Origin of the sequence: Saccharothrix algeriensis, from assembly GCF_016907655.1 — a bacterium.
Classification (GTDB): Bacteria; Actinomycetota; Actinomycetes; order Mycobacteriales; family Pseudonocardiaceae; genus Actinosynnema; species Actinosynnema algeriense.
Window position 1 is genome coordinate 689,773 of record NZ_JAFBCL010000001.1, and the last position, 24,305, is coordinate 714,077.

19 protein-coding genes and 4 tRNA genes are annotated in these 24,305 nt (G+C 71.9%); 10 read left to right on the forward strand and 13 right to left on the reverse strand.

The genetic code is table 11. The features are described 5' to 3' along the window. Positions 1-352: 352 nt before the first annotated feature. Entirely contained in the window at positions 353-4,240 is a 3,888-nt protein-coding gene (locus JOE68_RS02725) for an NACHT and WD repeat domain-containing protein (protein WP_204840771.1), read from the reverse strand. 522 nt (positions 4,241-4,762) lie between these two features. On the opposite strand from JOE68_RS02725, the gene JOE68_RS30795 reads away from it, so the two are divergent. Next, positions 4,763-5,344, forward strand: coding sequence for a hypothetical protein (locus tag JOE68_RS30795; RefSeq protein WP_307819462.1), 582 nt, complete (start codon positions 4,763-4,765; stop codon positions 5,342-5,344). A gap of 475 nt (positions 5,345-5,819) precedes the next feature. On the opposite strand, the gene JOE68_RS02735 is transcribed toward JOE68_RS30795, so the two are convergent. The 4 genes from JOE68_RS02735 to JOE68_RS02750 all read right to left on the reverse strand — a co-directional run bounded on the left by JOE68_RS02735 (position 5,820) and on the right by JOE68_RS02750 (position 6,669). Further along, positions 5,820-5,894: transfer RNA gene (locus JOE68_RS02735), tRNA-Val, on the reverse strand. A gap of 1 nt (position 5,895) precedes the next feature. Further along, a tRNA-Cys gene (locus tag JOE68_RS02740) sits at positions 5,896-5,967 on the reverse strand. Positions 5,968-6,024: 57 nt separating this feature from the next. Then, positions 6,025-6,097 (reverse strand) — tRNA-Gly (locus tag JOE68_RS02745). A 146-nt stretch (positions 6,098-6,243) separates the two neighbouring features. Continuing rightward, on the reverse strand, positions 6,244-6,669 hold the full coding sequence (locus JOE68_RS02750) for an SsgA family sporulation/cell division regulator (RefSeq protein ID WP_033435346.1): 426 nt from the start codon (positions 6,667-6,669) through the stop codon (positions 6,244-6,246). A gap of 242 nt (positions 6,670-6,911) precedes the next feature. Between JOE68_RS02750 and JOE68_RS02755 the strand changes: the two genes are divergently transcribed. From JOE68_RS02755 to JOE68_RS02770, 4 genes are all read left to right on the forward strand, one after another. Beyond that, positions 6,912-7,550, forward strand: a complete 639-nt coding sequence (locus tag JOE68_RS02755) for a sigma-70 family RNA polymerase sigma factor (protein ID WP_307819464.1) — start codon at positions 6,912-6,914, stop codon at positions 7,548-7,550. Then, positions 7,547-8,380, forward strand: coding sequence for an anti-sigma factor (locus JOE68_RS02760; RefSeq protein WP_204840773.1), 834 nt, complete (start codon positions 7,547-7,549; stop codon positions 8,378-8,380). The genes JOE68_RS02755 and JOE68_RS02760 overlap by 4 nt, the downstream gene beginning before the upstream one ends. Before the next feature lie 14 nt (positions 8,381-8,394). Further along, complete coding sequence (locus tag JOE68_RS02765; protein ID WP_204840774.1) at positions 8,395-8,826, forward strand: TIGR02611 family protein; 432 nt, start codon at positions 8,395-8,397, stop codon at positions 8,824-8,826. A gap of 49 nt (positions 8,827-8,875) precedes the next feature. Further along, positions 8,876-8,947: transfer RNA gene (locus JOE68_RS02770), tRNA-Val, on the forward strand. 245 nt (positions 8,948-9,192) lie between these two features. Here the strand turns inward: JOE68_RS02770 and JOE68_RS02775 are convergent. From JOE68_RS02775 to JOE68_RS02800, 6 genes are all read right to left on the reverse strand, one after another. After that, positions 9,193-9,612 carry a tyrosine-type recombinase/integrase gene (locus JOE68_RS02775; RefSeq protein WP_204840775.1) on the reverse strand — a complete coding sequence of 140 codons (420 nt, stop codon included), beginning with the start codon at positions 9,610-9,612 and terminating at the stop codon, positions 9,193-9,195. 514 nt (positions 9,613-10,126) lie between these two features. Continuing rightward, complete coding sequence (locus JOE68_RS02780; protein WP_204840776.1) at positions 10,127-10,375, reverse strand: DUF2283 domain-containing protein; 249 nt, start codon at positions 10,373-10,375, stop codon at positions 10,127-10,129. Between the two features lie 937 nt (positions 10,376-11,312). Further along, a complete protein-coding gene (locus JOE68_RS02785; protein ID WP_204840777.1) occupies positions 11,313-12,377 on the reverse strand; it encodes a restriction endonuclease in 1,065 nt (354 codons plus the stop codon). Positions 12,378-12,822: 445 nt separating this feature from the next. Next, positions 12,823-13,674 carry a universal stress protein gene (locus JOE68_RS31665; protein WP_204840778.1) on the reverse strand — a complete coding sequence of 284 codons (852 nt, stop codon included), beginning with the start codon at positions 13,672-13,674 and terminating at the stop codon, positions 12,823-12,825. Further along, a complete protein-coding gene (locus JOE68_RS02795; protein WP_204840779.1) occupies positions 13,671-16,202 on the reverse strand; it encodes a cation-translocating P-type ATPase in 2,532 nt (843 codons plus the stop codon). The genes JOE68_RS31665 and JOE68_RS02795 overlap by 4 nt, the downstream gene beginning before the upstream one ends. A 4-nt stretch (positions 16,203-16,206) precedes the next feature. After that, positions 16,207-17,637, reverse strand: a complete 1,431-nt coding sequence (locus JOE68_RS02800) for a DUF4389 domain-containing protein (RefSeq protein ID WP_204840780.1) — start codon at positions 17,635-17,637, stop codon at positions 16,207-16,209. A gap of 116 nt (positions 17,638-17,753) precedes the next feature. Between JOE68_RS02800 and JOE68_RS02805 the strand changes: the two genes are divergently transcribed. Further along, on the forward strand, positions 17,754-17,894 hold the full coding sequence (locus tag JOE68_RS02805; protein WP_346038563.1) for a hypothetical protein: 141 nt from the start codon (positions 17,754-17,756) through the stop codon (positions 17,892-17,894). Continuing rightward, a complete protein-coding gene (locus tag JOE68_RS02810; RefSeq protein WP_204846387.1) occupies positions 17,884-18,060 on the forward strand; it encodes a hypothetical protein in 177 nt (58 codons plus the stop codon). The genes JOE68_RS02805 and JOE68_RS02810 overlap by 11 nt, the downstream gene beginning before the upstream one ends. Before the next feature lie 33 nt (positions 18,061-18,093). Here JOE68_RS02810 and JOE68_RS02815 read toward each other — a convergent pair whose 3' ends face one another. Then, the gene (locus tag JOE68_RS02815; protein WP_204840781.1) at positions 18,094-20,769 is read right to left on the reverse strand and encodes a bifunctional acetate--CoA ligase family protein/GNAT family N-acetyltransferase; all 2,676 of its coding nucleotides are present in this window, start codon (positions 20,767-20,769) and stop codon (positions 18,094-18,096) included. A gap of 68 nt (positions 20,770-20,837) precedes the next feature. After that, entirely contained in the window at positions 20,838-21,713 is an 876-nt protein-coding gene (locus JOE68_RS02820) for a universal stress protein (RefSeq protein WP_204840782.1), read from the reverse strand. 283 nt (positions 21,714-21,996) lie between these two features. On the opposite strand from JOE68_RS02820, the gene JOE68_RS02825 reads away from it, so the two are divergent. The 3 genes from JOE68_RS02825 to JOE68_RS02835 all read left to right on the forward strand — a co-directional run bounded on the left by JOE68_RS02825 (position 21,997) and on the right by JOE68_RS02835 (position 23,927). Further along, the gene (locus tag JOE68_RS02825; protein ID WP_204840783.1) at positions 21,997-22,725 is read left to right on the forward strand and encodes a DUF6544 family protein; all 729 of its coding nucleotides are present in this window, start codon (positions 21,997-21,999) and stop codon (positions 22,723-22,725) included. A gap of 200 nt (positions 22,726-22,925) precedes the next feature. Beyond that, on the forward strand, positions 22,926-23,357 hold the full coding sequence (locus JOE68_RS02830) for a universal stress protein (RefSeq protein ID WP_204840784.1): 432 nt from the start codon (positions 22,926-22,928) through the stop codon (positions 23,355-23,357). 111 nt (positions 23,358-23,468) lie between these two features. Next, on the forward strand, positions 23,469-23,927 hold the full coding sequence (locus tag JOE68_RS02835; RefSeq protein ID WP_204840785.1) for a universal stress protein: 459 nt from the start codon (positions 23,469-23,471) through the stop codon (positions 23,925-23,927). Positions 23,928-24,305 lie beyond the last annotated feature (378 nt).

Genomic DNA, 24,305 nt, shown 5'->3' on the forward strand with positions numbered 1-24,305 from the left:
CGCATCACCTCGCGCGGCCCGGCCGGACGATGTCGCCGGACCAGCCCAGGACGTAGCCCGGGTGGTCTGCGGCGCGTCCAGCCGCCACGCGACCGGCCGGACTCCGTAGAACGCCGGCAGGTCCGCGGCGCGGGGCGTCGGGCGAGTCCGGCCAACAGGGACAAGATTGCCACGGTGTTGGGACCATGTCCGGGTGATCGTGTCCCTGCTGTACAAGGCACTACAACCAGCACCGCCCCACCAGGCCCGAGACCAACTACCGCCCGAGGCCCAACAGAACCCTCCCGGAGCACGGACATCCCGCTTGACCAGCAGCGATGACTTTTCGAGCGGCACAACCTACGTCACACGGTTATTGACATTCTTCAGGCGACTCCTGATAAGACAAGGTCGTGCAGATGCGAGTTATGGCGGCGTGAACTTCTGTCGGCCACAGACCGATTCGGCCGTCGGCTCCAGCACTAGCGATCGACTTGCCGTCGGGTGAGAAAGCTACTTCGTTGAGCGAGTCGGGTCCATGCCCTGTGTAGCGACCTTTCAACGTACCGCTGCGCAAGTCCCACAACCGCAGGACCGGATCTGCGATCGTGCCTGTGGCAACGGTGGCGCCGTCCGGGGAGACGGCGATAGCGCGGATGGCGGAGGGGTGTTCGCCAAATTCCTGCAGCACTTCACCGGTGCGGGCGTCACGCACGTGGACGCGAGTCTCCATCCCGGCGGTGAGCAAGGAACGGCCGTCGGGTGTGAGCGCCATCGTGATGGGGGTGTCGGACAGCGGAACGCTGCGCTCCACTGAGAAGTCTTTCGTCGTCCACATCATCAGCGCCCTGTCGGGTTCGCCGGGGATGGGTTTGATCGCGGAGGTGAGCGCGATGAGCCGATCGTTGTCGACGGAGAAAACCAGGGATCCGACGGAGCGGTCGCCGAGGTCGAGCAGAGCACGTTCGGTCAGGTCCGTCGCGTTGAGCACGAGCACCTGGTGGCTGACGTTCTCGGTGATCCCCGTCGGGGTCGGCGAGTACGTGACGGCGATCGTGCCACCGTCCGGTGACAGCACGACGTCATCCAGCATTCGCCGTCCACCGCGCGGGGAGACCACACGTGGCGGGCCTTCGGACGGGGACGTCAGCGTGATGGTGCCGGCACGTGTCGCTGTGATCTCGGTGCCGTCGCTTCCGTGACGGACCAGCCACCCGCTGGCACCCAGGGCTTTCGACTCCGTCATCCCACCGGTCGTCGTATTCCAGGTTCGCAGCACTCCGTCACCGAACACGCCCGAAACCCCACCGTTCACAGGGTGGAATGACACCGCGTTGGTGGTCTCGATCAGCCCGTCGTACCAATAAATGCCGCGTTCCCACCGCACGACGTCGCCGCCCTTCAGGGCAACGGCCATCGGCCCGCCTTCGTCGGATACCGTCAAGGACATGATGGGCTCAGTCAGCATGGGCAGGTCTTCCACGTGCCGGCGGGTGGCCGTGTCCCAAGTAGTGATTGTTCCGCCGTCCACGGTGACCAACTGCCGCCCGTCGGACGTGAAGGCCATGATGCCGATACCGTGCTCCTGCCCCAATGGGCCGGTCAGGTTTCCGACGGGCGCACCCGTCCGCACATCCCACAACCGCAATCCGGCTCCCACCCGGGAGGTGGTCGCCATCAGCTCTCCGGAGACGGCAAGGGCCGTCATGAGGGCACCGGGCTCGCCGCCCGTGGCGACTCGCGTTCGGGTCGTGAGGTCCCAGAGCTCGAAGGTGCCATCACCTCGGCCCAACGCGAGGCGTTCGCCGGTCGTGTCGAACTCCACGTCGGTCACCACGGGCTCGGCGGTGGGCAACTCCAGGATGCGGTGCCCGGTGCGCGGATGCCAGACGGTCACGCCGAAATCTTCACCGCGAATCTCGATGGCAGCGATCGCGTCACCGTTGGGGTGCCATGCCATCCGCGAAAGGCCAGGCAGTGTTGCGATCGGTTCACCGTCCGGCACGCTCCAGATTCGTACGCCGTCGAGTTCCGTCGAAGAGGTGGCGAGCATCGAGCCATCCGGGGAGAACAGGACCTCGTCCACCTCTGCCCCATGTCCGCTGAGGGCGGCCGGAAGGTGACGACGCTCGCGGACGTCCCACAGTGTGATCCCGTCGTCGGAGTGGCCAACGGCCATGAGTGTGCCATCGTGGGTGAGGTCGACGCTGTGTGCAGCGTCGCCGAAGTCTTCGGTCACGGGTGGCGTCGACATGGACGCGGAGACGAGCGCGTCCCGCGCCTCGTCAGTTGGACTCGCGCGCCACGCACGCAGGGCACGAAGCATCGACCCGCGCGGGTCGGCGTCCCTCGACGACTGCGACTCCGCAGCCAGTTGGCGGGACAGCGCGGCTTGACGTTCGTGCTCGGCGTCCACACGAGCTGCCCACGTCGCCCCTGCACCACCGAGAGCTGCCACGAGGCCCATCGCCAGTCCCGCGACCAGGACGCGTAATCGGCGCGTAGCCCTCTGCTGGACGTGGTTGCTGGCAGCCAGGAACTCGTGCTCGGCCGCGGTCAGGTCGTCCCGGTCCTGTGCCCACGCCTGGACCGAGGCGAGTCGCCCGCCCCGCAACACATCGTCGCCGGAACGCTGGTGGGCCAACCAGTAGCGGACGGCATCGTCGAGCTGCCTTCGGATCAGCAGGCCCTGCCGGTCCTGAGTCACCCAGTCCCGCAGCCGCGGCCACGCGGCGAGCAGAGCCTCGTGACTGATCTGCACGGTGTCCTCGTCGGCTGTCACCAGTCGGGCTCTCACCCACGGTTCCAGCACGCTCCCGGGAAGTTCCCGGCGGTCGACCCTGCGCCGCACCGCGCCGTGGTCCTCTCCCACTGTCACCAAGCGGAGCATGACCGACCGCAGCGCACGCCGGTCGAACTCCCCGAGGGTGGAGTAGACGGTCTCCGCGGTGGCAGCCACCGAGTAGCCGATCCCACCGGTGGCCAGATACCCGGCCGTCGTCAGGCTGTTACCGAACCGGTTCTGCCAAGTGGCGTGCAGGGCGTGCGCGAGCAGTGGCAGCGCGCCGGCAGAGTACTCGGCACCCTCGCGAGCGCCGAGGTCAGCGATCATCCGGTCGACCAGCCCCGGTTCCACCTGCAAGCCGGTTTGGCGGGCAGGTTCCGCGATCACCTGCTCCAGCTCTGTCGCGCTCATCGGCCCCAGGACGAACTGCTCGGACAGTGCCGCGGTCAACGCCTCAAGGCGAGTGCACTGCTCATAGAAGTCCGCACGCACTGCGATGACCACGACAGCGGGTGATGCGCCGGCCAGCGCCGTGGCGAACGCGGACCGCTCGACGGGATCGGCACACTGGGTGAACACCTCCTCGAACTGGTCGACGACGATCACGAGGCGAGACGAGGAGCCGTGGCCCAGCCCGACTTGCCGTGCGAGGGCCCCGAACTCCTCCGGTGCCGTGCGGAGTTGACGTGCCAGGTCCAGCGAAGGCACACCCGCGACCGCTCCGACGCGTGCCGCGAGTTCGCGCAAGGGGTGCGCCCCGGGTCTCATGACCACCCTGGGCCACTGCTCCGAACCGTCGATCGGCACGGCACCGGCGGCGAGGGAGGGCAGAAGGCCGGCGTGCAGGAGCGACGACTTGCCCGCGCCGGACGCGGCCACGATGACGACGGGCACACCGGTGTCGAGCCGTTCGAACAGCGTCGTGGTCAGTTCGGCGACGGCAGCTTCCCTACCGTAAAACCACCGCGCCTCACGCGGGCCGAAGCTCACCAACCCCGGGTAGGGGCAGGGCCCTGTGGAAAGGCTTGCCACCTCGGCCGGTGGCTGGCGGAGCGCTTGCCGCAGTTTGGTGATCGCGACCAGCGCTCGGTGGGTCATGGTGGACTGGGTGCGCTGCTCGCTGCGCGCGGTGGCCAGTTCATGCGTCAGCTCCGCGATCGTGTCCATCCTGACGCGCAAATCGTCATACATCCCACGGACGTCTTGGAACTCGGCGATTGCCAGCACCAGCTCCTTGTGCAATGCCTTCGCATGCACCTTGGACTCGTCCAGTGCGACCCCGACACCGTGCACGGCCTGCAGCACCCGGCTGATTTCGTCGAGCAGTTGGTCGGAGCGAGCATCACCGCGCTCCAGTGCGGTCGTCAACGCTTCGCCGAGCGCTTGTCGCAGACGCTCCTCGGACACTTCCCCCTCGCGGTCTCGCAGCGAGCGCGCGGTGTTGCCCATGACGTCGGCGAGGTGATTTCCTCCCATACCTCCCAACAAGTCCCCCAGAGGCCCTACGAACTCCCCCGTCACCCCCAGTGCGGTTCCCGCCAGCGGTGCTACCGCAGCAGCCGTCAAGAAGGCGTAGATGCCGTACGGCGTAGCCTTCCGCGCCCCTCGCCCGGTGGTCCGCCCCGCCGAACGCACCCATTCCCGCACACCGCGCTTGGCTCGCCGCCGAACATCGGATGCTCCTGCGTCGTCCGACGACTCTCCCACTTCCCCGTTCTCTGGCGTGATCACATCCGATACATCGCAGCAACCCGATGGCACGCACAGGTTTTCGGTAACGATCGCATCACACCACCAACAGTGATCCGCAATTTTACGGACAAGTCTTCGGCGGCCACCAAAATCCATCCCTGTGCCTGCCGATAACTCCGTCCACGCAGGTGGAGAGCGTACGGAGCCCAAGTCCTCGAAACGCTCACGGGCACGGCTGCCATCCGCCATGGCGCCGACCAGCGCGGCATGATGACCGCTGTGCCGCTCCGACTGGCCTGCCTCGGCGTGACCAACGCGTTCGCGCTGCTGCCACTGCTGTCCATGAGCGACCGGGATAAAGACATGGAGATCCTGGCGCTACGGCACCAGATCACCGTCCTGGAACGCCGACTCGACAAGACCCGTCCGGGGTTCTCACCCGGCGACCGCGCGTTCCTCGCGGCACTGCTGCACCGACTCCCCGTCGCCACGCTTCGTCGGCTCCGATTACTGGTGCGTCCGGAAACGGTCCTGCGCCAGCACAGGGACCTCCTCGACCTCCGCCACGCAGCCGGCTCTCGTCCCAAGCGGCCCGGCCGCTCACGGACCACCCGCTCGATCCGACTCCCGGTGCTGCGACTGGCACGCGAGAATCCCGCATGGGGCTACCGCCGCACCCATGGCGAACTACTAGCCCTCGGCATCGCAGTCGCCGCGCCCACCGTCTGGCGGATCCTCGAAGACGTCGGGGTCGCCCCGGCTCCCGAGCGCGCCCCGACAACCTGGTCGACCTTCCTCCGCTCGCAGGCCGAGGCGCTCCTGGCCTGCGACATCCGCAGACGGCAACGACTGGGCGGCATCCTCAACGAGTACCACCACGCCGCCTGACCTGCACGGGCGACATTTTCGGCAGGCACAACGCCTTCACCGGCCTGGACGGCGGCCTGCTGCGCCGCACCAACTTCCGACGCCGCACCTGGCTGCCCGTCGTCGGCGGCGACGCCCGGCACGGGTGGACGCCGATCCTGCCCGGCCTGCACTTCCACGACCTGCGCCACACCCACAAGACCTGGCTCATCGAGGACGGCGTCCCCGAAGTCCTCCAGCACAAGCGGCTGGGCCACCGGATGCCGGGCATCCGGGGCACCTACTCCCCTGTGACCAGCATCATGGTCGATGCCATGCTGGACGGGCTCCAGCGCCGATGGGAGCGATCAGCAGTGACCCCTACACCGGAGGCGAGGGTGACCACATACGATGATGTCGATCACACCAAGATCGCTTGCTCCCAATCTGCTCCCACGACAGCCGGAAAGCCGGTTGGTGAAGATCACCAACCGGCTGTCTGACCTGCATATATAGCTGGTGGACGATACTGGGATTGAACCAGTGACCCCTACCGTGTCAAGGTAGTGCTCTCCCGCTGAGCTAATCGTCCGAGGCGGAGACGGGAATCGAACCCGTGTACAGGGCTTTGCAGGCCCTTGCCTAAGCCACTCGGCCACTCCGCCATTGTTCCCGGAGCTTAGCACCAGGAAGCTGGCCTGAGCCCAAGGGGCCCTCTGCCGAGCGGATGACGAGACTCGAACTCGCGACCCTCACCTTGGCAAGGTGATGCGCTACCAACTGCGCTACATCCGCATACCCCGTGGATTCCCGGGGCTTTCGCCCTTTTGGGGCCTTGCCGTTCCGGTCTTCCGCGGTGCAGGGGGAACTTTATTACACACCCGGCCGCGGGATCAAATCGGGGGGTCCCGCGACCGCCCGCAAGCCTGTCACCTGCGCTTTCAGGTCAGGTCGGTCGAGATCAGGTGGGTCAGGGCCTCGTCCACGTCGACCCACAGGTGCTCGTTGCCCGGCACCACGACGTCGTAGGTGCGGTCCAGGAAGTCGGCCAGCTCCTGCGCCGACGCCTCGAACATCGCGTGGCCCGACGGCGAGCTGAGCTCGATCACGACGACCTCGGGGTCGTCGGCGGCCGGCCGGATGCGGACGTCGCCGTCACCCGCGTCGGCGATCAGGCCGTCGGCCAGCAGGTCGCGGGCGAACACCCACTCGACCCACCCGGCCCGGCCGGTGCGGAACGCGGCGACCACCGCGTACGGGTCTTTCGTGTCATAACGAAGCTCCACCTGCACCGGAACCGCGGGGGTTCGTGGTGCCAGCAGGTCGAAGACCGCCGTTGAGCGGAGCGTCACGTGATCATTGCGCATCGTCGTTACCCTCTTCTCCCTTCCGGTCCAGGAAACGACCGAGTTCTCCGGATGTGACGCGTTTGTGGCGAGGAACGCTCGACATCGCCGGGTTTATCACCCATTCGGGTTCATTTGACTCCACTGGGCTACCACCCCACTGCGTTCCGTGTTCAAGCGCCCGCGCCGCACCACATCTTGCTGGGTTTAACCTGAACCCGGTACCGGCCGTTGCGCGAATGTTGGACGTGAGGACATCTCTGGTGGCTGACGCACCCGCCCCGGCGCCCCGGCCCGGGCCCGACGGGCGTCCCTCCGACGCGTCGCTGGTCGAGAGGACCTCCACCGGCGACCGGGCCGCGTTCGAGGCGCTCTACGACCGCTACGCGCGGCCCGCCTACTCGCTGGCCCGGCGCATCTGCGTCGACCCCGACCTCGCCGAGGACGTCGTCCAGGAAGCCTTCCTGGCCCTGTGGCGCAACCCCGGCGCGTACGACCGGGCGCGCGGCGGGTTCGGGACGTGGCTGATGACCGTAGTGCACCACCGGGCGGTCGACTCCGTGCGGCGGGAGAGCACCCAGCGCCGGCGCACCATGCCGCTGACCGACGAGGTGTCCGAGCGCGGCGGCACGCCCGTCGCGGGCGCCGACGACGCCGCGCTGGCCGCGGTGGTCGGCGCGGAGGTCCGGGCGGCGCTCGACCGGCTGCCCGAGGACCAGCGGCAGGTGATAGCGCTGGCCTACCTGGGCGGCTACACGCAGGTCGAGGTCGCGGCGCTGACCGGCGTCCCGCTGGGCACGGTGAAGTCGCGCACGTTCGCGGCGGTGCGCAGGCTGCGGGCGCTGTTGAGATCGGCCTGGGCCGGCGAGGCCGGCGGAGAGACGACGGGAGCACACCGGTGACCGGGGAGCAGAGGGACGGCTGGTGCCCTCAGGAGGAGCTCGCGGTCGGCTGGGCGCTGCGCTCGCTCGAACCTGACGACGAGGCGCGGCTGCGGGCCCACCTGCCCGGCTGCGCGCGGTGCCGGGAGGTGGTCCGGGACACCGAGGAGGTGGCCGCGGCCCTCGGCGGTTCGGTGCGGCAGTACGACCCGCCGGCGCGGCTCAAGGCGAAGCTGATGGCCGCGGTCGAGCGGACGCCGCAGGAGCGCGTGGCGCGGGAGTCGGTCGCCCTGGCGGAGCGCGCGGCGCCGGTGGTGCCGCCCGGCGCCCGGCGCCCGCGCCAGACGGGCGGCCCGGGACGGCGGTTGCTGGTCGCGGCGGCGGTCGTGGTCGCGGTCGTGGCGGCGGTCGCCGCGGTGGGCGTCACGGCCGTGCGGTTCGACCGGCTCGACGACCGCGTCGCCGTGCAGGAGCAGCGCAACCAGGAGCTGACCGAGGCGCTGGCGCTGGCGTCGGACCCGGGCACCAACCGCGCGGTCCTGCGGGCGGAGTCCGGGGACCCGGTGGCGATCGTCCTGTCCGCCGCCGACGGGGCCGCCGTCATGGAGGTGGGCCTGGCGCCCAACGACGCGCGGGACCAGACCTACGTGGTGTGGGGCGCGAGCACCCCGGAACCGGTGCCGCTGGCGACGTTCGACGTGTCGCCGGACGACGGGCGGGTGCGGCTGCTGTCGCACTGGACGCCCGACGCGCACAAGCACACGCGGTTCGGCATCTCGCTGGAGCAGGGCCGGACCGCACCCGCGAAGCCCTCGGCCGTGCTGGCTTCGGGTCAGGTGGGCGCGTCGTGAGCGATGATGGGCGCATGACGACCGAGCAGCGCGACGGGACGGCCGAGCCCGCCGGCGACACCCGTCCCTGGTTCCGCCGCAACGCCGCGATGAACCTGACCTACCGCATCGGCGTCGGCGTGGTGGGCGGGCTCGTGCTGGTCGGCGGGATCCTGATGATCCCGTACCCCGGGCCCGGCTGGCTGGTGGTGTTCGCGGGACTGGCGATCCTGGCGACGGAGTTCGAGTGGGCCGGGCGGGTGCTGCGGTTCGCGAAGCGGTACTACGACGCCTGGGTCGCGTGGCTCAAGCGGCAGAACCTGCTCGTGAAGGCCCTCGTCCTGACCGCCACCGGCCTGGTGGTGGTCGTGACGTGCTGGCTGCTCGGGGCGTTCGCGCTGGTCGGCGGGTGGTTCGGGCTGGAGTGGCCGTGGTTGGCCAGCCCGATTTTTGGATCCGGGGGATGATGTTGTAAGCTGTGCGCACACCGCGAGAGCGGGTGGGAAAACCGAATACGGGCGATTAGCTCAGCGGGAGAGCGCTTCGTTCACACCGAAGAGGTCACTGGTTCGATCCCAGTATCGCCCACAGTGTGTTGTACCAGGTCAGCGGCTCGTAGACGGTCTTCGTCTGCGGGCCGCTGATCGTTGCGGGGAGTATTCGGGGAGCAAGTGATCCCGACCACAACGTATTTGCGAAGGTGGTCATGGCGTTGTGCTCCCCGTTTGCTCCCAGCGGTGCTGGAGTCCGGCGAGCATGGACTCGACCATGGTTGGGGTGACGTGGGAATAGACGCCCATGACGCCGTGGAACCTGTGCCCGATCCGCTTGTGCTAGAGCACTTCGGGCACGCCGTCCTCGATGAGCCAGGTCTTGTGGGTGTGCCGCAGGTCGTGAAAGTGCATCCCGGAACTGATCCACGGTCGGCCGGTGTCGCCGCGCAGTTCCGGCAGCCAGACACGGCGACGGAAGTTCGAGCGCCGATGGAAACCGCCGTCGGCTCCGGTGAACACGAACCGCGCATCCGGGTGGCGGTCGTGGTGGTCGTCGAGCAGGTCGGCCAGGAACTCGGGTAGGTGCACGGTGCGGACGCTGGCCGGGGTCTTGTGCAGCCCGAGGGTGAGCTGGCCGCCGACCTCGTGCAGGGCGCCGTCCTCGGCATCGACGCGGATCTCGCCGAGACCCGTGTCGACCCTGCTCCATCGCAGCCCGGTCAGTTCGCCCCAACGCAGGTCGTAGGTGGCCCAGGTCACCGCACTGACGTCATGGGCCGAACCCACTCGCGCACCAGTCCCCGAACCGGGTCTGCGCCAATCGGGGATCGACCAACCTCCCCCGACGCTGATCGGACTCCACATCCCGCGTCCGGCCCTCCGCCTCCTGACGCGTGCCGAACCCGTTCCACGAGTCGCCGGGCACCACCCGCCAGCTGAACTTTGGACTCTGTCGATCGAGCAATTCCGTCACCGATTGCGGGATCAGAGCGCTCGACGGCTCGCCGAGCCCCGCCCTCATGACTCAAGACGCCGTCGCCGGTTTCGAGCAGGCTGGGGCGTCGGCGTCGCCGAAGATAACCCAAGTCGAGATGCCGTGCGCCGTGACGGGTGGCCAGTCGGGTGAGGGTGCGGCGGCTGGTGATCAGGACCGTTGCGACGTGTCCGCCTGGTCGAACGGATGCCCGGACAAAACCCGGTCCACCAGGATCCCCCTTACTGCATGCGCACACCGAAGCCACCCTCTCACACTGGCCCCCAAAAGCCACTTAGTTCAACGAGAGCCCTCTACGTCGATCCGCTCCGCCATGTCAAGCAGGTACTTGGGAAGCTTCGAACTCGCATCTAGCACCTCGACACCAACCAGGAATCCACTCTCGTCGAAGTCGAGGTTGATCATTCCTTCAACCTCAACGGGGTCGCAGGGGTGCATGCGCGCCACCTGCGTGTGCACTCTTGGATCGGTGAAGTATATATACGCAGCATTCGCCCGACGATCGTACGTGACTCTAACATTCACCATGATCAGCGCCTCTTCCGCGAATTACCGACATACGCCCGATCCACCCCAGTCATCACGGTATTTACATTACCATAGATCGTCTCGGCGACGAACACCCTGAAATTCGGGCCACAGTAGCCCGACTTCCGCTGATCCTCGTGAAAACAAGAGAAGGGCTCCCCCCCGAGAACAGCCCGTGCATCCTCCACCGACACCCCGCGCTGCTCCAGGCGCCGGGTAGCGTGAAGCGTGAATTCGCCGGGTACTGCCGTACCTCCTGGATCAGTGCGCGACCGTTGCCTGGGGTGTTCAACTCGTCACCGACTTCGAATTCAGCGGCGTCGTCCCAACCCTGAGTGGCGGCGTTGCAGATCGGGTGGTGTGCTGTGGCGTGGATCGTGCGGGACCCTTCGGGCGTGGCCACGGTCAGGGCGACGTAGTCCTCAGGTCACGATGACGGCCAGCACCTCGTGCTGTTCCGTCTCCTCGCTCTCCGGTTCGCTGTTGGCGACCTTGTCGCCGACCTCGATCTGGTCGATCCGCCTGGTCGACCCGTCGGCCATCAGGACGAGCGTGTCCCCGGTGAAGCTGTTCTTGCACTTCTTCGACTGCCCCGTCAGATCACCGAACTTGACAGATTTATCCGGACCGCGTGCCCCTGCGAGGAGCATCGCGGCCGGCTTCCCACCCGGTATCACACCAGCACACGCATCAAGCACGTCGACGGGCGCGCCACCACCTTGTCTCCCGCCGAGATGTGCCGTCTCGGCGGACCGGCCGGGATCCACGTCGGACGATCGAGTGCAGATCGGTCTCGGAGAACCGGAGTGCTTGTCCGGAAACGTGCACGCGTTCTCCCGCCGCCCCGCCACCACCGCCTCCGGCCGCGGCTCCGCCATCCCGGACACGTCACCCGGTCCGGCACGTACCTGCATGAGCGGTTTCGCCTGCTGCGTCGTCAGCCGGTTTCTTCCACCAAGGTCCACACCTGCTTGAGCGGGAGGTCGGCTCGCACGTTCACGGGCAGTGCGGCGTAGTGCTGGAACACACGTGCCAGGAGGTCTCCGGAGTTCCAGACCTTGATGGCGAAGCGCTGCGTGGACAGGTACTGGCGTGCCTGCCTGGTGATGCCGCCCCAGGCGACGAGCAGGCCGACCGCGCCGTGGGCGGCCATCGCACCCTGCAGCTGCTGCACCACCGGAAGACCGACCTGACCGGCCTCGGACTTGACCTGCACCACGAGCCTGGGCTCACCCAAGCCGAGGAGTCCGGTGCCGGCGATGATGTCCACGCCCTGGTCGGTCCCCTCCGGGGAGATCTCACAGGTGAACCCGTCGGCTTCCAGCACCGCCGCGGTCAGGACGGCCAGGCGGTGCCCGGCGAAGGTCTCGATCAGCCGGCCGGCGATCCGGTCGGTGGCGTACTGGGCGATGTCCACACCGAGTTGTGCGGAGTCGGTGGCATCGTCGACCGTCTCGCCGGCCCCGTTGTTCGCCCTGCTCTGCTTGACCGACACCACCGGAGTTCGCGAGCCGGGGTCGCGGCCGTCTGCAAGCAACTGCTGCAGGCGCCAGGCGGCGTCGTTGCGGGACAGCTCGCAGACCGTGGAGAAGGCGCCGAGCGAGTACAGCAGATCCTGCTTGATCACCGTCCGGGACAGGTCGGTCACCAGCCACTCCACCGGCCGCACGTGCCGGCGGTCGGGTTCGGGCTCGTCCCCCAGGTAGCGGTAGTCACCGGTGACACGGCCGATCGCGATGTGCGGTGAGGACTTCAGGGGCATGACGACCAGGTCGCCGACGGCGATCCGCTCGCGCAGCGCCCACAGCTGGGCGGCGAAGTTCCGGAGAGCCTGGTCCTTGGCATCGGGCTTGGCGGCCAGCACCGCGTCGAGCACGGCGTCACGGGTGACGGCGCCGCTCAGGTCGACCACACCACCGAACCCGCCACCGGTGTGCCCGGTGGTCAGTGCCCACCGCTCGCGCTCCCCCGCCCTACCCGCCCGCACCAACCACGTCCGCACCCAGGACCTCCCCGTGACGACACCCGCACGAGCGAGCCTAGTCACCAGTTGACAACTGCTCCGCCAAGACCTGCAACAGCAACCCGACAGGGCGCAACGGGCAAGCAGGCCGATGACTCGAGGCCGAGAACCATGTCCAGCAACTGAAGGTGCAGTTGTCTTGGCAATTTCACGCCTCTTCCCGAAGCGCGTCACTTCCCTCCGTCAACCACACCTCGCCGGCTCTGCTACCGGAGCCGGGCTCATCCTGGTCGTCCCCAGCACGTCGGGCACGGCCGCCCGCCGGTTCGGCCTGCCCGCGATCCCGCTGTGCCCGGTCGCGGCCTGGCGCCGGGCGAGGGCGTCGCCATCTCGGCCCGGCGGTGCAACGCGTGGTTGTGCTGTCATCCCAGGAGCAGGTACCTCCATAATGGACTGTTGTGTCGATACGGCGTGTGGAGACGTGTCATGGCTCAGCCGCGATGTCGGTGGGCCCGGGGGCGCGTTCGCGGACCACCATCACCGGGCACGGCGCGTGGTGGATCAGCGCGCGGCTGGTGGAGCAGGGCAGCAAGCCGGTGAGCGCGGCACGGTTGCGGCAACCGATGACCAGCAGGGAAGCGTCGCGAGCGTGGTCGAGCAGTGCGCGGACCGGTGTGCCGCGGGCGACGACCGGTTCCAGCGCGACGTCGGGGTGCTTCTCGCGCCACGGGGCGAGGATGGCGGCCGGCGTGCCGCCGCGGTCGGCCGCCGTGGCGCCCTGGGCAACGGCCTCGGGTGGGGCGTGCCGGGCGTGGACCGCCACCAGTCGCGCACCGCGTGACTCGGCCTGGTCGAAGGCGTGGGCCAGGAGGGTCGGGTTGTCGTCGCGCACACCGACCACGACGGGGCCGGTGCGCTGTGCGCCGCGCACGACGACGACCGGACAGGCGCTCCGGCCCACGAGGGTGCGGACCGTGGAGCCCGGCAGCGCGGTGCACCCGCCCGACCCGCGCGAGCCGAGCACCACCAGGCGCGCCCGCGTGGATTCGGCGGCCAGCAGCCGCACCGGCTCGGCCACCTCGACGTGCAGGCTCAGGGCCACCTCGGGGTCGATCGCGCGCGCCACGTCGGCGGCTTCGTGCAGCCACTGCCACGCCTGGTTGTGCAGCGCCGCGCGGGAACGCGCCCCTGGTTCCGGCGCGTCAGGCGGCAGGGGCGGTTCGGCGTGCGCCAACCGCAGCAGCACGCCCCGCCGGCGCGCTTCGGCCGTCGCCCACCGCACTGCCTCGACCGCCGGCCCGGAACCGTCGACCCCGACCACCACGGGTCCGCTCACCCCGACCGCCTCCTCATCAGCTTCGCGCCCGCGTCGACCAGCAGGACGACCGGGATCGCCGCCGCGGCCAGGGCCCACCCCGCGGCGCTGGGCGGGCTGCCGCCCAGCAGGTGCGGCAGCGGCGGCACGAACAGGAACAGCAGCAGCACGGCCACCTCGAAGGCCACCGCGCCGAGCAGCAGCCGGTTGCCCCGCCACGTCGTGACCGGCCGGGTGGCGCTGCGGCAGGCGAACGCGTTGGCCAACTGCCCCAGCACGATCGCGGTGAACGCGGTGCCAGACGCGGTGGCCACCAGCGCCGGGTCGGCGAGGTCCCAGCCACCCAGGTGCAGCACCAGCGCGAACGCCGCCATCGACACCGCCGCCTCGGCCGGTCCCAGCACGCCGAACGCCCGGCGCAGCACCGACCGGTCGATCAGCGGGCCGGTGCGGGCGGGGCCGTCCATGGTGCGCCGGTTGGGCGGCTCGGCGCCCAGCGCCAGGGCGGGCAGCAGGTCCGTGCCGATGTCCAGCGCCAGCACCTGCAGCACGCTCAGCGCCAGCGGGAACGACCCGCCCGACAGCGCCCACAGCACGAACGGCGTCAGCTCGGCCACGTTGTCGGTCAGGTGGTAGGTCAGGAAGCGGCGGATGTTGGCGAAGGTGGCCCGCCCCAGCTCGACCGCGGCGACGATGGTGCCGAAGTGGTCGTCCAGCAGCACCAGGTCCGCGGCTTCACGGGCCACGTCCGTGCCGGACGCGCCCATGGCCACGCCGATGTCGGCCGCGCGCAGCGCCGGCCCGTCGTTGACGCCGTCGCCGGTCATCGCCACCACATGGCCGCGGTGCTGCAAAGCCTGAGCGATGCGCAGCTTGTCCTCGGGCGTGACGCGGGCGACGACCACACCGTCGCGGTCCAGCAGCGCTCCCAGGGCTGTGTCGTCGCCGGGCAGGTCGGCGCCCTCGACCACGAGCCCGTCGGGGTCGAGCAGGCCGACCTGGGCGGCGATGGCGCGAGCGGTGGCCGGGTGGTCCCCGGTGACCATGGCGAGCTTGACACCGGCCGTGCGGCAGGAGCGGATGGCGTCCGCGACGTCGTCGCGCGGCGGGTCCTGCAACGCCACCAGCCCCAGCAGCCGCAGGTCGCGTTCGGCGTCGACGCGGTCGGTGGCGCCGCCGGGGCGCGAGGCGATCGCCAGCACCCGCAGTCCCCGCCGCCCCAGTTCCGCGACCGCCTCGGCGGCGCCGGGCTCGGGCGCGCACAGCGGCAGCACCGAGTCGGGCGCGCCCATGACGTGCACCGCGCCGCCGTCGACCACCGAGGAGCGGCGACGGCGCGGGTCGAACGGGTAGCGGGTGACCCCGACCGGCTCGACGCGGACGTCCAGCCGCGCGGCGAGCACGTGCAGGGCGACCTCCATCGGGTCGCCCACGGGCGCCCAGTGGTCGCCGCGGCGCTCGGCGCGGGCGGCGGGCGTGCAGCGCACCGCGCTGACCGCCAGGGCGCGCGCGCCCTCCAGCGCCGCCGGCGAGCCCAGCGCCCGCCCCTCGGGGCGGTAGCCCCGCCCGTCCACGGCCACCTCCCCGGACGGCGTCCACACCCGCACCACCGACATCTCGTTGCGGGTCAGCGTCCCGGTCTTGTCGGTGCAGATGAACGTGGTGGCGCCCAGGGTCTCCACCGCGTCCAGCCGGCGCACCAGGGCGTTGCGCCGGGCCATCGCCTGCGCGGCACGCGCCAGCGACAGCGTCACGGTGGGCAGCAGGCCCTCGGGTACCAGCGCCACGGTGACGCCGACCGCGAACAGGAACCCCTCGGTGGCGTTGAGTCCCAGCAGCAGCGCCACACCGTAGAACGCGACGCCCACCGCGACCGCGATGAGGCCCACCACGGTGACCACCCGGTGCAGCCGCACCGACAGCGGGCTCTTGGGCCGCACCGCCTGGCGGGTCAGCTTCGCGATCCCGGCGAGCTGCGTGCCGGAGCCGGTGGCCGTGACCACGACGCCCGCCTCGCCCTCGGACACGTACGTCCCGGCCCGCACCCGGTCACCGGCGGCCGGGTGCGCGGGCACGCTCTCACCGGTCAGCATCGACTCGTCCACGGCGAGCGCGGCGACGTCCACCACGCGCGCGTCGGCGCAGACGCGGTCGCCGCCCTGCAACCGGACCAGGTCGCCGACGACCAGGTCGGCGGCGTCGACCACGACCGGTTCGCCGTCGCGCACGACGGTGGCCCGAGCGGGCATCAGGTCGCGCAGCCGCTGCGCGGCGCGATCGGCCCGGTACTCCTGGGCGAACGCGAACCCGCCGTTGAGCAGCACGACCAGCACGATCGCCACCGACAGCTCCGGCATCCCCGCCACCCAGGCCAGCGCGGCGGCCACCCACAGCAGCAGCGCGAAGAAGTGCGCGAACTGCTTGAGCAGCAGCACGACCGGGTGCGGTCCCCGCCCGGCGGGCAGCGTGTTGGGCCCGTCGGCGCGCAGCCGCCGCGCGGCCTCGGCCGAGGTGAGGCCGACCGCAGTGGAATTCGCGGTGCCGAGCACGTCGTCACCCGGTCCTGTTGCCGTCGTCGTCAGGGCCGCGGGCCGGTTCGCCGAGGACGTCCCCGGCCCCGGCCGGCCGGGCGGCGGGGTCGACCCCGCCGCGGTGCGCGGCCCGGGTGGGCCGGGTCGCGGCGTGCAGGACGAGCCCGCCGCCGAGGAGCAGCAGCACCACGCCCGCGCCGAGCGAGGTCCACGCGATCGGGGCGAGCACCGGCAGGGTGGCCGTGGCGGTGACGGGTGTGTCGACCGCGCGCGAGCCGTCGGCGTTCATCACCACCGCGGTCCACTGGCCGGGTCGTGCGGTCCAGGTCAGCCCGCCGAAGCCCGAAGCGACCCAGAACGGCTGGTCGTGCGGCGGGCTCGCGGGCGCGGCGCCGGTGGTGTGCCGGTAGGTCGGCCGGTCGCCGAAGCCCGTCACCCGGTCGTGGTCCACCCCGGCCAGGTAGCGGGCGACGTCCCCGGCCGGGCCGATGCCCACGAACGCGTCGGGGTCCACCCGGAACCCGACGCGGCCGAGCCGCTCCTCGCCGGTCACCCAGCCGGCGTCGGTCCAGTCCATCCCGTCGGCGCCGAGCTCCAGGGCGTAGCCCGTCGTGGTCAGGTGCTGGGCCGGGGTGGTGAGCGCGCCGCTCGCGTCGCGCCGGGTCTGGTCGACCCACAGCCCCAGCGCGCCGGCCGCCGCCGGCCCGGCACCTCCCAGCAGCAGCAGGACGCCGAGCACCATCGGGACGACCCGCCCCGCGGTCCCGACCGAGGGCTGCGCGGGCGGGTCGAGGGTGGCCGCGCCGGGCTCGTCGCCGCCGGTGTCCAGGCGGAAGGGCGGGTAGGCGTCGGTCAGCAGGCCGACGTAGGCCGCCACGCGCAGCGCCCAGCGGTCCATGCCCAGCACGAAGTCGAACACCCCGCGCGGGTAGCGGCCGGTGAACAGCAGCACCACGCCGGCGACGAGGACGAGCAGGCCGACCAGGCCGCCGGCGGGGCTGAAGGCCCACTCCCCCGCCCGGAGCGCCAGGTACCCGCCGCCGCCGAGGAAGACCGCGAGGACCACCAGGTGCGGGATCGCGAGCAGCCACTTCACCAGCACCAGCCCGCGCGAGAGCCGCTGCGGGTAGGCGATGTCCAGCGTGGCCGGGTAGTCCGGCTCCGCGCCCAGGCTGAACGGCGGGTAGCGGTCGGTCGCCAGCGCGCCGAACGAGTAGTACGCGACCCGCCACGTCCAGCGCAGGACGCCGACCGAGAAGTCGAACAGCGGGCGCGGGTAGCGGCCGGTGACCAGGATCGCGACGAACGCCGCCAGGCCCACCACGCCGAACGCCGCCCACAGGAACGCGAGCACGACGCAGTGCGGTACCACCAGCAGCCACTTGATCAGCCACAGCCACCGGTTGAGCCCCGGGTCCAGCCTGGCGTGCACGCGAACGGGACAAGTGGTCATGTCGGCCTCCTCCGGCGATCCGCTGCTCCCAGCCTGTTCCGGGCGCGCTCGGCCGCACAGAGTCGTTGGTCGCTCCGACGGTCCCCGGTGAGACGGGCCTTCCGACCCTGCGTCGGGTGCGGACCTGCTGCTCAGCTGCGGCACTGCTGGTGCTGGGCACCTCCTCCGACGACCGCCTGTCGGCGCTGCGGGCCGGCGAGGCGAGGAGCGCCGTGCTGCTGAAGACCACCGGGCCGGCCTGGCGACGTGCCCGCTGAGCCGGCCGAGCACGACCTGCCGCAGCCGGTTGCCGCCGTGCGCGGCGACGACCGGCACCGCCGCGCCGCGGGCCTGCTCCTCCAGCACCTCGGCAGCCGGACCACGCACCGGCAGGCCACGACCGGACCGGTGCTCCTGGCTCCACCTCATCGGACTCACTGGTGATCACCGGGGTGATCTCCGGTGATCGCCGGAGCGTCAGGGCGTCCTGCCGGGGTCGCGCAGCCTGCGCAGGAACGGGTCCATCGGTTCGGCCGGGGCCACGCGCACGCGCGCGTCGACCGCGATCACGCGGTCGCCGGTGAGGATGAGCGGGTTGAGGTCCAGTTCGGCGACCTCGGGCAGCAGCGCGGCCAGGTGCGACACGCGGCGCAGGACGTCGCGGACGGCCGCCCCGTCGTGCTCGCGGAACACCGCGGGCGCGGCGCGGAAACCGCGCAGCAGGTCGTCCAGGTCGGCTTCGGACAGCGGGGCCAGGGCGGCGGCGCGGTCGTCGAGCAGGTCGGTGTCGACGCCGCCCAGGCCGGTCACCACCAGTGGCCCGAACTGCGGGTCGGTCACCACGCCGACCAGCAGTTCCCGCCCGCGCTGCGCCACGGGCTGGACGAGCACGCCGGTCAGCCGGTCGCCGAACCGCTCGCGCAGCGCCCGGAAGCCCCGGCGCACCGTCTCCCGGTCGGCGAGGTCGAGCAGCACGCCACCGCCCTTGCTCTTGTGCAGCAGGCCCTCGGCCACGGCCTTGAGCACCACCGGGGCGCCGAAGGAGCGCTGGGCGGCCACCGCCGCCCCCTCGTCCCGGGCCAGCACGCCGCCGAGCACGGGCAGCCCGAACGCCTTGAGCAACCGGATCACCCGGTCGGGCGGGAGCCACCCGTCCTGCCCGGCGACGGCCGCGCGGGCCCCGGCCAGGTCGACGCCGGGCAGCGCGACGGGCTCGGGGGCGGGGCGGCGCAGCCACCGGCCGCGCTCGGCCAGCGCGGCCAGCACGGCGGCGGCCCGCGCAGGGTCGGCGTAGCGGGCGATGCCGTCCGCGCCCAGCGACACCGACCCGTCCTGGTCGGCGCTCACCGCGAGCACGGGCTTGGCGGTGCGGTGCACCCCGGCCGCCGGGTCGCCCACCGCCGTGGGCACGGTGACCGCGATGACCGCGTCCACGGCGGGGTCGGCCGCGAGCAGGTCCAGGCAGCGGGCGAACGTGCCCGCGTCGACCGCGGCCGTGGTGTCCACGGGGTTGCGGCAGCTCGCGGTGCCCGGCAGCAGTGCCCGCAACGCCTCGGTGGTGGCCGGGCCCGGCTCGGCGACCGACAGGCCGTGGCGGGCGCACGCGTCGGCGGCCAGCACCCCGAGGCCGCCCGCGTTGCCGAGCACGGCGACGTCGCGCCCGGCGGGCAGCGGCGTGGCGTGCAGCGCGGCCAGCACCTCCACCAGGTCGCCGACGCCGTCCACGGCGGTCACGCCGGCCTGGCGGAACAGCGCGTCGCGCGTGACGGCCGGGGTGGCGGTGGCGGCGGTGTGGGAGGCGGCGGCGCGCCGGCCGGCCTCGCTGCTCGCGGCGCGGATGGCCAGCACGGGCTTGCGGCGGGCGACGCGGCGGGCCAGGCGGGAGAACTTGCGGGGGTTGCCGAACGACTCCAGGTACAGCACCACGGCGCGGGTGCGGTCGTCGCGCTCCCACCACAGCAGCAGGTCGTTGCCGCTCACGTCGTACTTGTCGCCGGTCGACACCAGCTCGGTGACGCCCAGCCCCAGCGCGCGCAGCCGTTCCACCACGGCGATCGCGACACCACCGGACTGGGTGACCACGCCGATGTCGCCCGCGACGAGGGGGCCGGCCATGAACGTGGCGTTCATCGGCACGTCGGCGCCGGACACGCCGACGCAGTTGGGGCCGACCAGGCGCATGTCGTGCCGGCGCACGACGTCCAGCAGCCGGTCGGGATCCACGCCCGAGGTGATGACGACCAGGGCTTTCACGCCGCGCCGGCCGCAGTCCTCGGCGATCGTCGGCACCGCCTCGGCGGGGACGCACACGACCGCGAGTTCGGGCGCCAGGGGGAGATCGGCCACCGAGCCGTAGGAGGTGACGCCGTGCACCCGGTCGGCGTGGGGGTTGACCGCGTACAGCGCGCCCGGGTAGCCGCCGGAGACGAGGTTGCGCAGCACGGCGTTGCCGACCGAGGACCGCTTGCGCCCCGCGCCCACCACCACGACCGACGACGGCTCGAGCACGGCGCGCAGGCTCGCCACGTCGGCGGTCAGCTCGCGGTCGGCCACGGCTTCCAGGTAGCGCTCGTCGGGTTCCAGGCCGAGGTCGATCCGCACCTCGCCGCTGTCCGCCGTGGACGTCCACACCAGACCGAGGCCGGCGAACACCCGCAGCATCCTGGCGTTGGCGGTGAGCACGTCGGCGTGGAAGCGCCGGACGCCGCGCGAGCGGGCCAGTGAGACCAGGTGTTCCAGCATCAGCGTGCCGACACCGCGGGACTGCCGGTCGTGCGAGACGACCAGCGCGACCTCGGCGGTGTCGCCGTCGAGCAGCACGTAGCTCGCCGCGCCGACCAGCACCCCGGCGGCGAAGGCGCCGATGACGACGTGGCGCGGCTCGTCGGGCGAGGTGAGGCGGGCGACGAACTCGTCGAGCTGCCGGGGCGAAGCGCTGAAGAAGCGCAGGTAGCGGTCGTCCGGTGGCAGGCCGCGGTGCAGCGCGAGCAGGGCGTCGGCGTCCGCCGGCCCCAGCTCCCGCAGGGCCACCACGGACCCGTCGGCCAGCAGTGCCCGGACGGCGAGGCTCGTGGTCGCGACAGCGGCCCGGGGGGCGGGGGCGGGCTCCTCCACGGGAGAGCCGTCCACATCCAGCACGACCCTGTCGTCCATCCTCTCCTCCTCGGTGCTCGGCTCCCGGGCGGCGAACCGGGGTCAGGCGCCGCGGCCCCGCGAGCCCGTCAGGCCCCTGCCGCGTCCGGTCGGACGACGGCCAGCGGGCACGGGGCGTGGCGGACCAGGGCCTGGCTGGTCGAGCCCAACAGCATCCCGGTGAAACCACCGCGGCCGTGGCTGCCCACGACCAGCAACCGGGCCCGCTCCGCCAGGGCGAGCAGCGCCCGCACCGGGCGGTCGTGGACGACCGCGCGGTGGACCCGCACGTCCGGGTACTTCTCCTGCCTGCCCGCGAGGCGCTCGGCCAGCACGCGCAACTGCTCCTGCTCCACCTCGGCCCAGTCGACGGTGAAACGGGAGTGGTATGCGCTGTCGACCAGGAAGTCGTTCCAGGCGATGACCGCCGTGAGCGGGGCTCCCCGCAGGGACGCCTCCTCGAACGCGAAGTCGATCGCCTCCTCGCTCGCGGGCGAGCCGTCCACACCGACCACGACCGGGCCGTCCCCGACGCCTTCGGCGCGGACCACCACCACGGGGCAGGCGCCGTGCGCGGAGACCGCGACGGCCACGGAGCCCACCAGCAGGCCGGTGAACCCGCCCAGACCCCGCGAGCCCAGGACCACCTGCCGGGCCTCGCGCGACGCGGCGACGAGGGCGGCGGCGGGGTGGTCGACGACCACGGCGGTCTCGACCCGCACGTCGGGGACCGCGGCACGCGCGGCGACCGCGGCGTCCTGCACCCACTGCCGGCCCTGCTGCTCGAACGCCTGCCGCACCTCCGGCCCGTTCACGACCAACTCGGGGTAGCCGGTGGGGGGCAGCAGGTAGGCGTGCACGAGCCGGAGCGGCACGCGGTGCCGGGCGGCTTCCCGGGCGGCCCACCCGGTGGCGGCCAACGCCGACGCCGAGCCGTCCACACCGACCACGATCGGGGCACTCATCACGAATTCCTCCCGCACTGGACGTCGGCCACCGCACCACCGGCGGCGCGGGGCTCCCCGCCCTTCCCGACCCCGACGTTAACCAGGCGCCCCGGTTCGGGCAGCGGTCCTTGGTCCTCGACCGGCAGGGTCCCAAGGCCGTCGGGTCCCGCCCCTGCTCGTCCGGGACCTCGACCGGCGGCGCCCGCCACCCGCCGACGGCCGGAAGTCCCGGCCCGGCCGGTACCTCCGACCCTGCCGGGGACCGGCCCGGCCCCGCAACGCTCGGCGGCGGAGGTCCACCATGCAGCGCACCGAGGTCCAGCCCGATCCCGTCACCGCCGAGGACATCGCCCACCTGCCCGAGCCGGCACAGCGCTACCTGCGGTTCACGCGCGTGCCCGGCCACCCGGCCGACCTGTCGTTCCACGCGACCGTGCCCGGTTTCTTCCGCCTGCGCCCCGACCGGAACTGGCTGAGGTGCACCAGCGAGCAGCACAACGACGCCGTGCACCTCAGCCGCGACTTCCGGATGCACCTGGCACTGGCCCACCTGGTCCCCGTGCGGGCCACCGACATCTACTCCCACGGGCACGGCCGGATGCGCGCCACCGCCCTGGGCCTGTTCACCCTCGCGCAGGGGCAGGGCCCGGAGTTCGACCTGGGCGAGCTGGTCACCTTCCTCGACGACGCCGTGCTGCTGGCCCCGTCCATGCTGCTGCGCCTGCCCGTCGAGTGGACGGCCGTCGACGAGCACCGCTTCGACCTGTCCCTCACCGACCGGGGCAACGCCGTCACCGCCCGCGTCACCGTCGACGACCGGGGCGCGCCCCGCGAGGTCACGACCCGGGACCGCTGGGCCGCCCTGCCGACGGGACTGCGCAGGACCCGCTGGTCGACCCCGGTCGACGGCTGGTGCCTGGTCGCCGGCCGGATGCGCCCGCGCCGCGCGTGCGCCGTCTGGCACCTGCCCGACGGACCGTTCACCTACGCCCAGTTCGACTTCGTCAACGCCGACATCACCTACGGGTGAACCGGTTCCGATCCCGTGCCCGGGCTGCCGGAGCCGACCCCCGGACCGACTCGTCCGCGAAGCAGCCGCGCCAACGGTCGACGGGCAGGGCGGGTGGAGGCGATGCAGCGTGCCCTTGGGCCCCGCGAGCAGGCGACCGAAGTCCCTGCCGGCGCGAACCGGTACCGGCGCAGGCTGTGGACGGAGGAGAGGAGAGCGTGATGATCCTGGTAGGCGTGGACGGCTCGCCGGCGAGCCGCAAGGCGTTGCGGTGGGCACTGGAACAAGCGGTGCGCACCGGCGACACCGTCGAGGCGACGATGGCGTGGTCCCGCGAACCGGAATTCGTTCCGGCGGTGTCCTTGGGCGTGCACCCGCACGCGGACTCGCCCGCACGCCGGCACCCGGCGCGGGAGCTGCACTCCATCGTGGAACAGGTCCGCGCGACCGTGCCCGGCGCGCCGGACGTCGCGGAGGTCACCATCACCGGCGATGCGGGCACCGCGCTCACGCGGGCATCGCGCCAGGCGGACCTGCTGGTCGTCGGCTCGTGCGGTCACAGCCCGCTCGCCGAGGTGTTCCTCGGCAGCGTCGCCGCCGACTGCGTCCGCCACACCGCCTGCCCGATCGTGGTCGTGCCGCCCGAAGCGTGAAACCGGGCCGCCGGCGGGTCGCGACCGCGCCCGGCCGAAGTGACCGACAGCGGGACGGGTGGACCGGGTTCACCCTGTCCCCGAGGCACCCGGACGAAGGAGGCAGCGAGCATGGGCAGGACGAAGAAGATCGTCGTCGGGGTGGATGCCTCGCCGGCGAGTGCCGACGCGCTGGAGTGGGCCGTGCGGCACGCCGGAGACGGCACCGTGCAGGCCGTGGCGGTGTGCCGGATGCACCCGGACGTCTGCGGCGACGGGAACGCCTTCCACACCGCGCACCGCAGGGTGCTGCGCACCGCCGTGGAGAAGCTGGACCCGGCCGAGCGCGCGCGGGTCGAGCAGGTCGTCGTGGACGGCGAACCGGGCCCCGCGCTGGTGGACCTGGCGCGGGACGCCGACACCCTGGTGCTGGGCGGCCACGAGTACCACCGGACGGACGTGGCCGTGGTCGGCTCGGTCGTCGCCTACTGCGTGCGACACGCGCCCTGCCCGGTCGTGGTGGTGCCGGTCGGGGCGGGCGGCGAGGGCGCCGACGCCCGCCTGCACGGGGCCGCACGGGAGTTCCGGTGACCCGCTCGCCGTGGGCGACGCGTCGTTCGCGCCGACCGTCGACCTCGGCCGTGCGGCCACCGAAGTCCAGGTGTGCCCACGAGGAGCCGAGGAGGTGCCCCGCGCGGCCTCCGATCCTGTGCCGTGGAACCGACCGGCCGCACCCGGCGGCGGCCGGAGACCGGGTCCGGGCGGGCCGCACCAGGGTCGCGCGGTCAGGCCGACTCCCGCCAACCGGGCTCGACCGCGGCCCACTCGGCCTCCCGGCGGCGGCGCTGCGCGCACTGCGACCCGGCACGCCTCAGCGTCGTCCCGCGCGGGAGCCGCGCCCAGGGCCCTCGGTCGTCCGGGTGGTCCCCGGTGGTCGGGGACCTCCGGCTCTGCAAGCGGTGTCGCCGG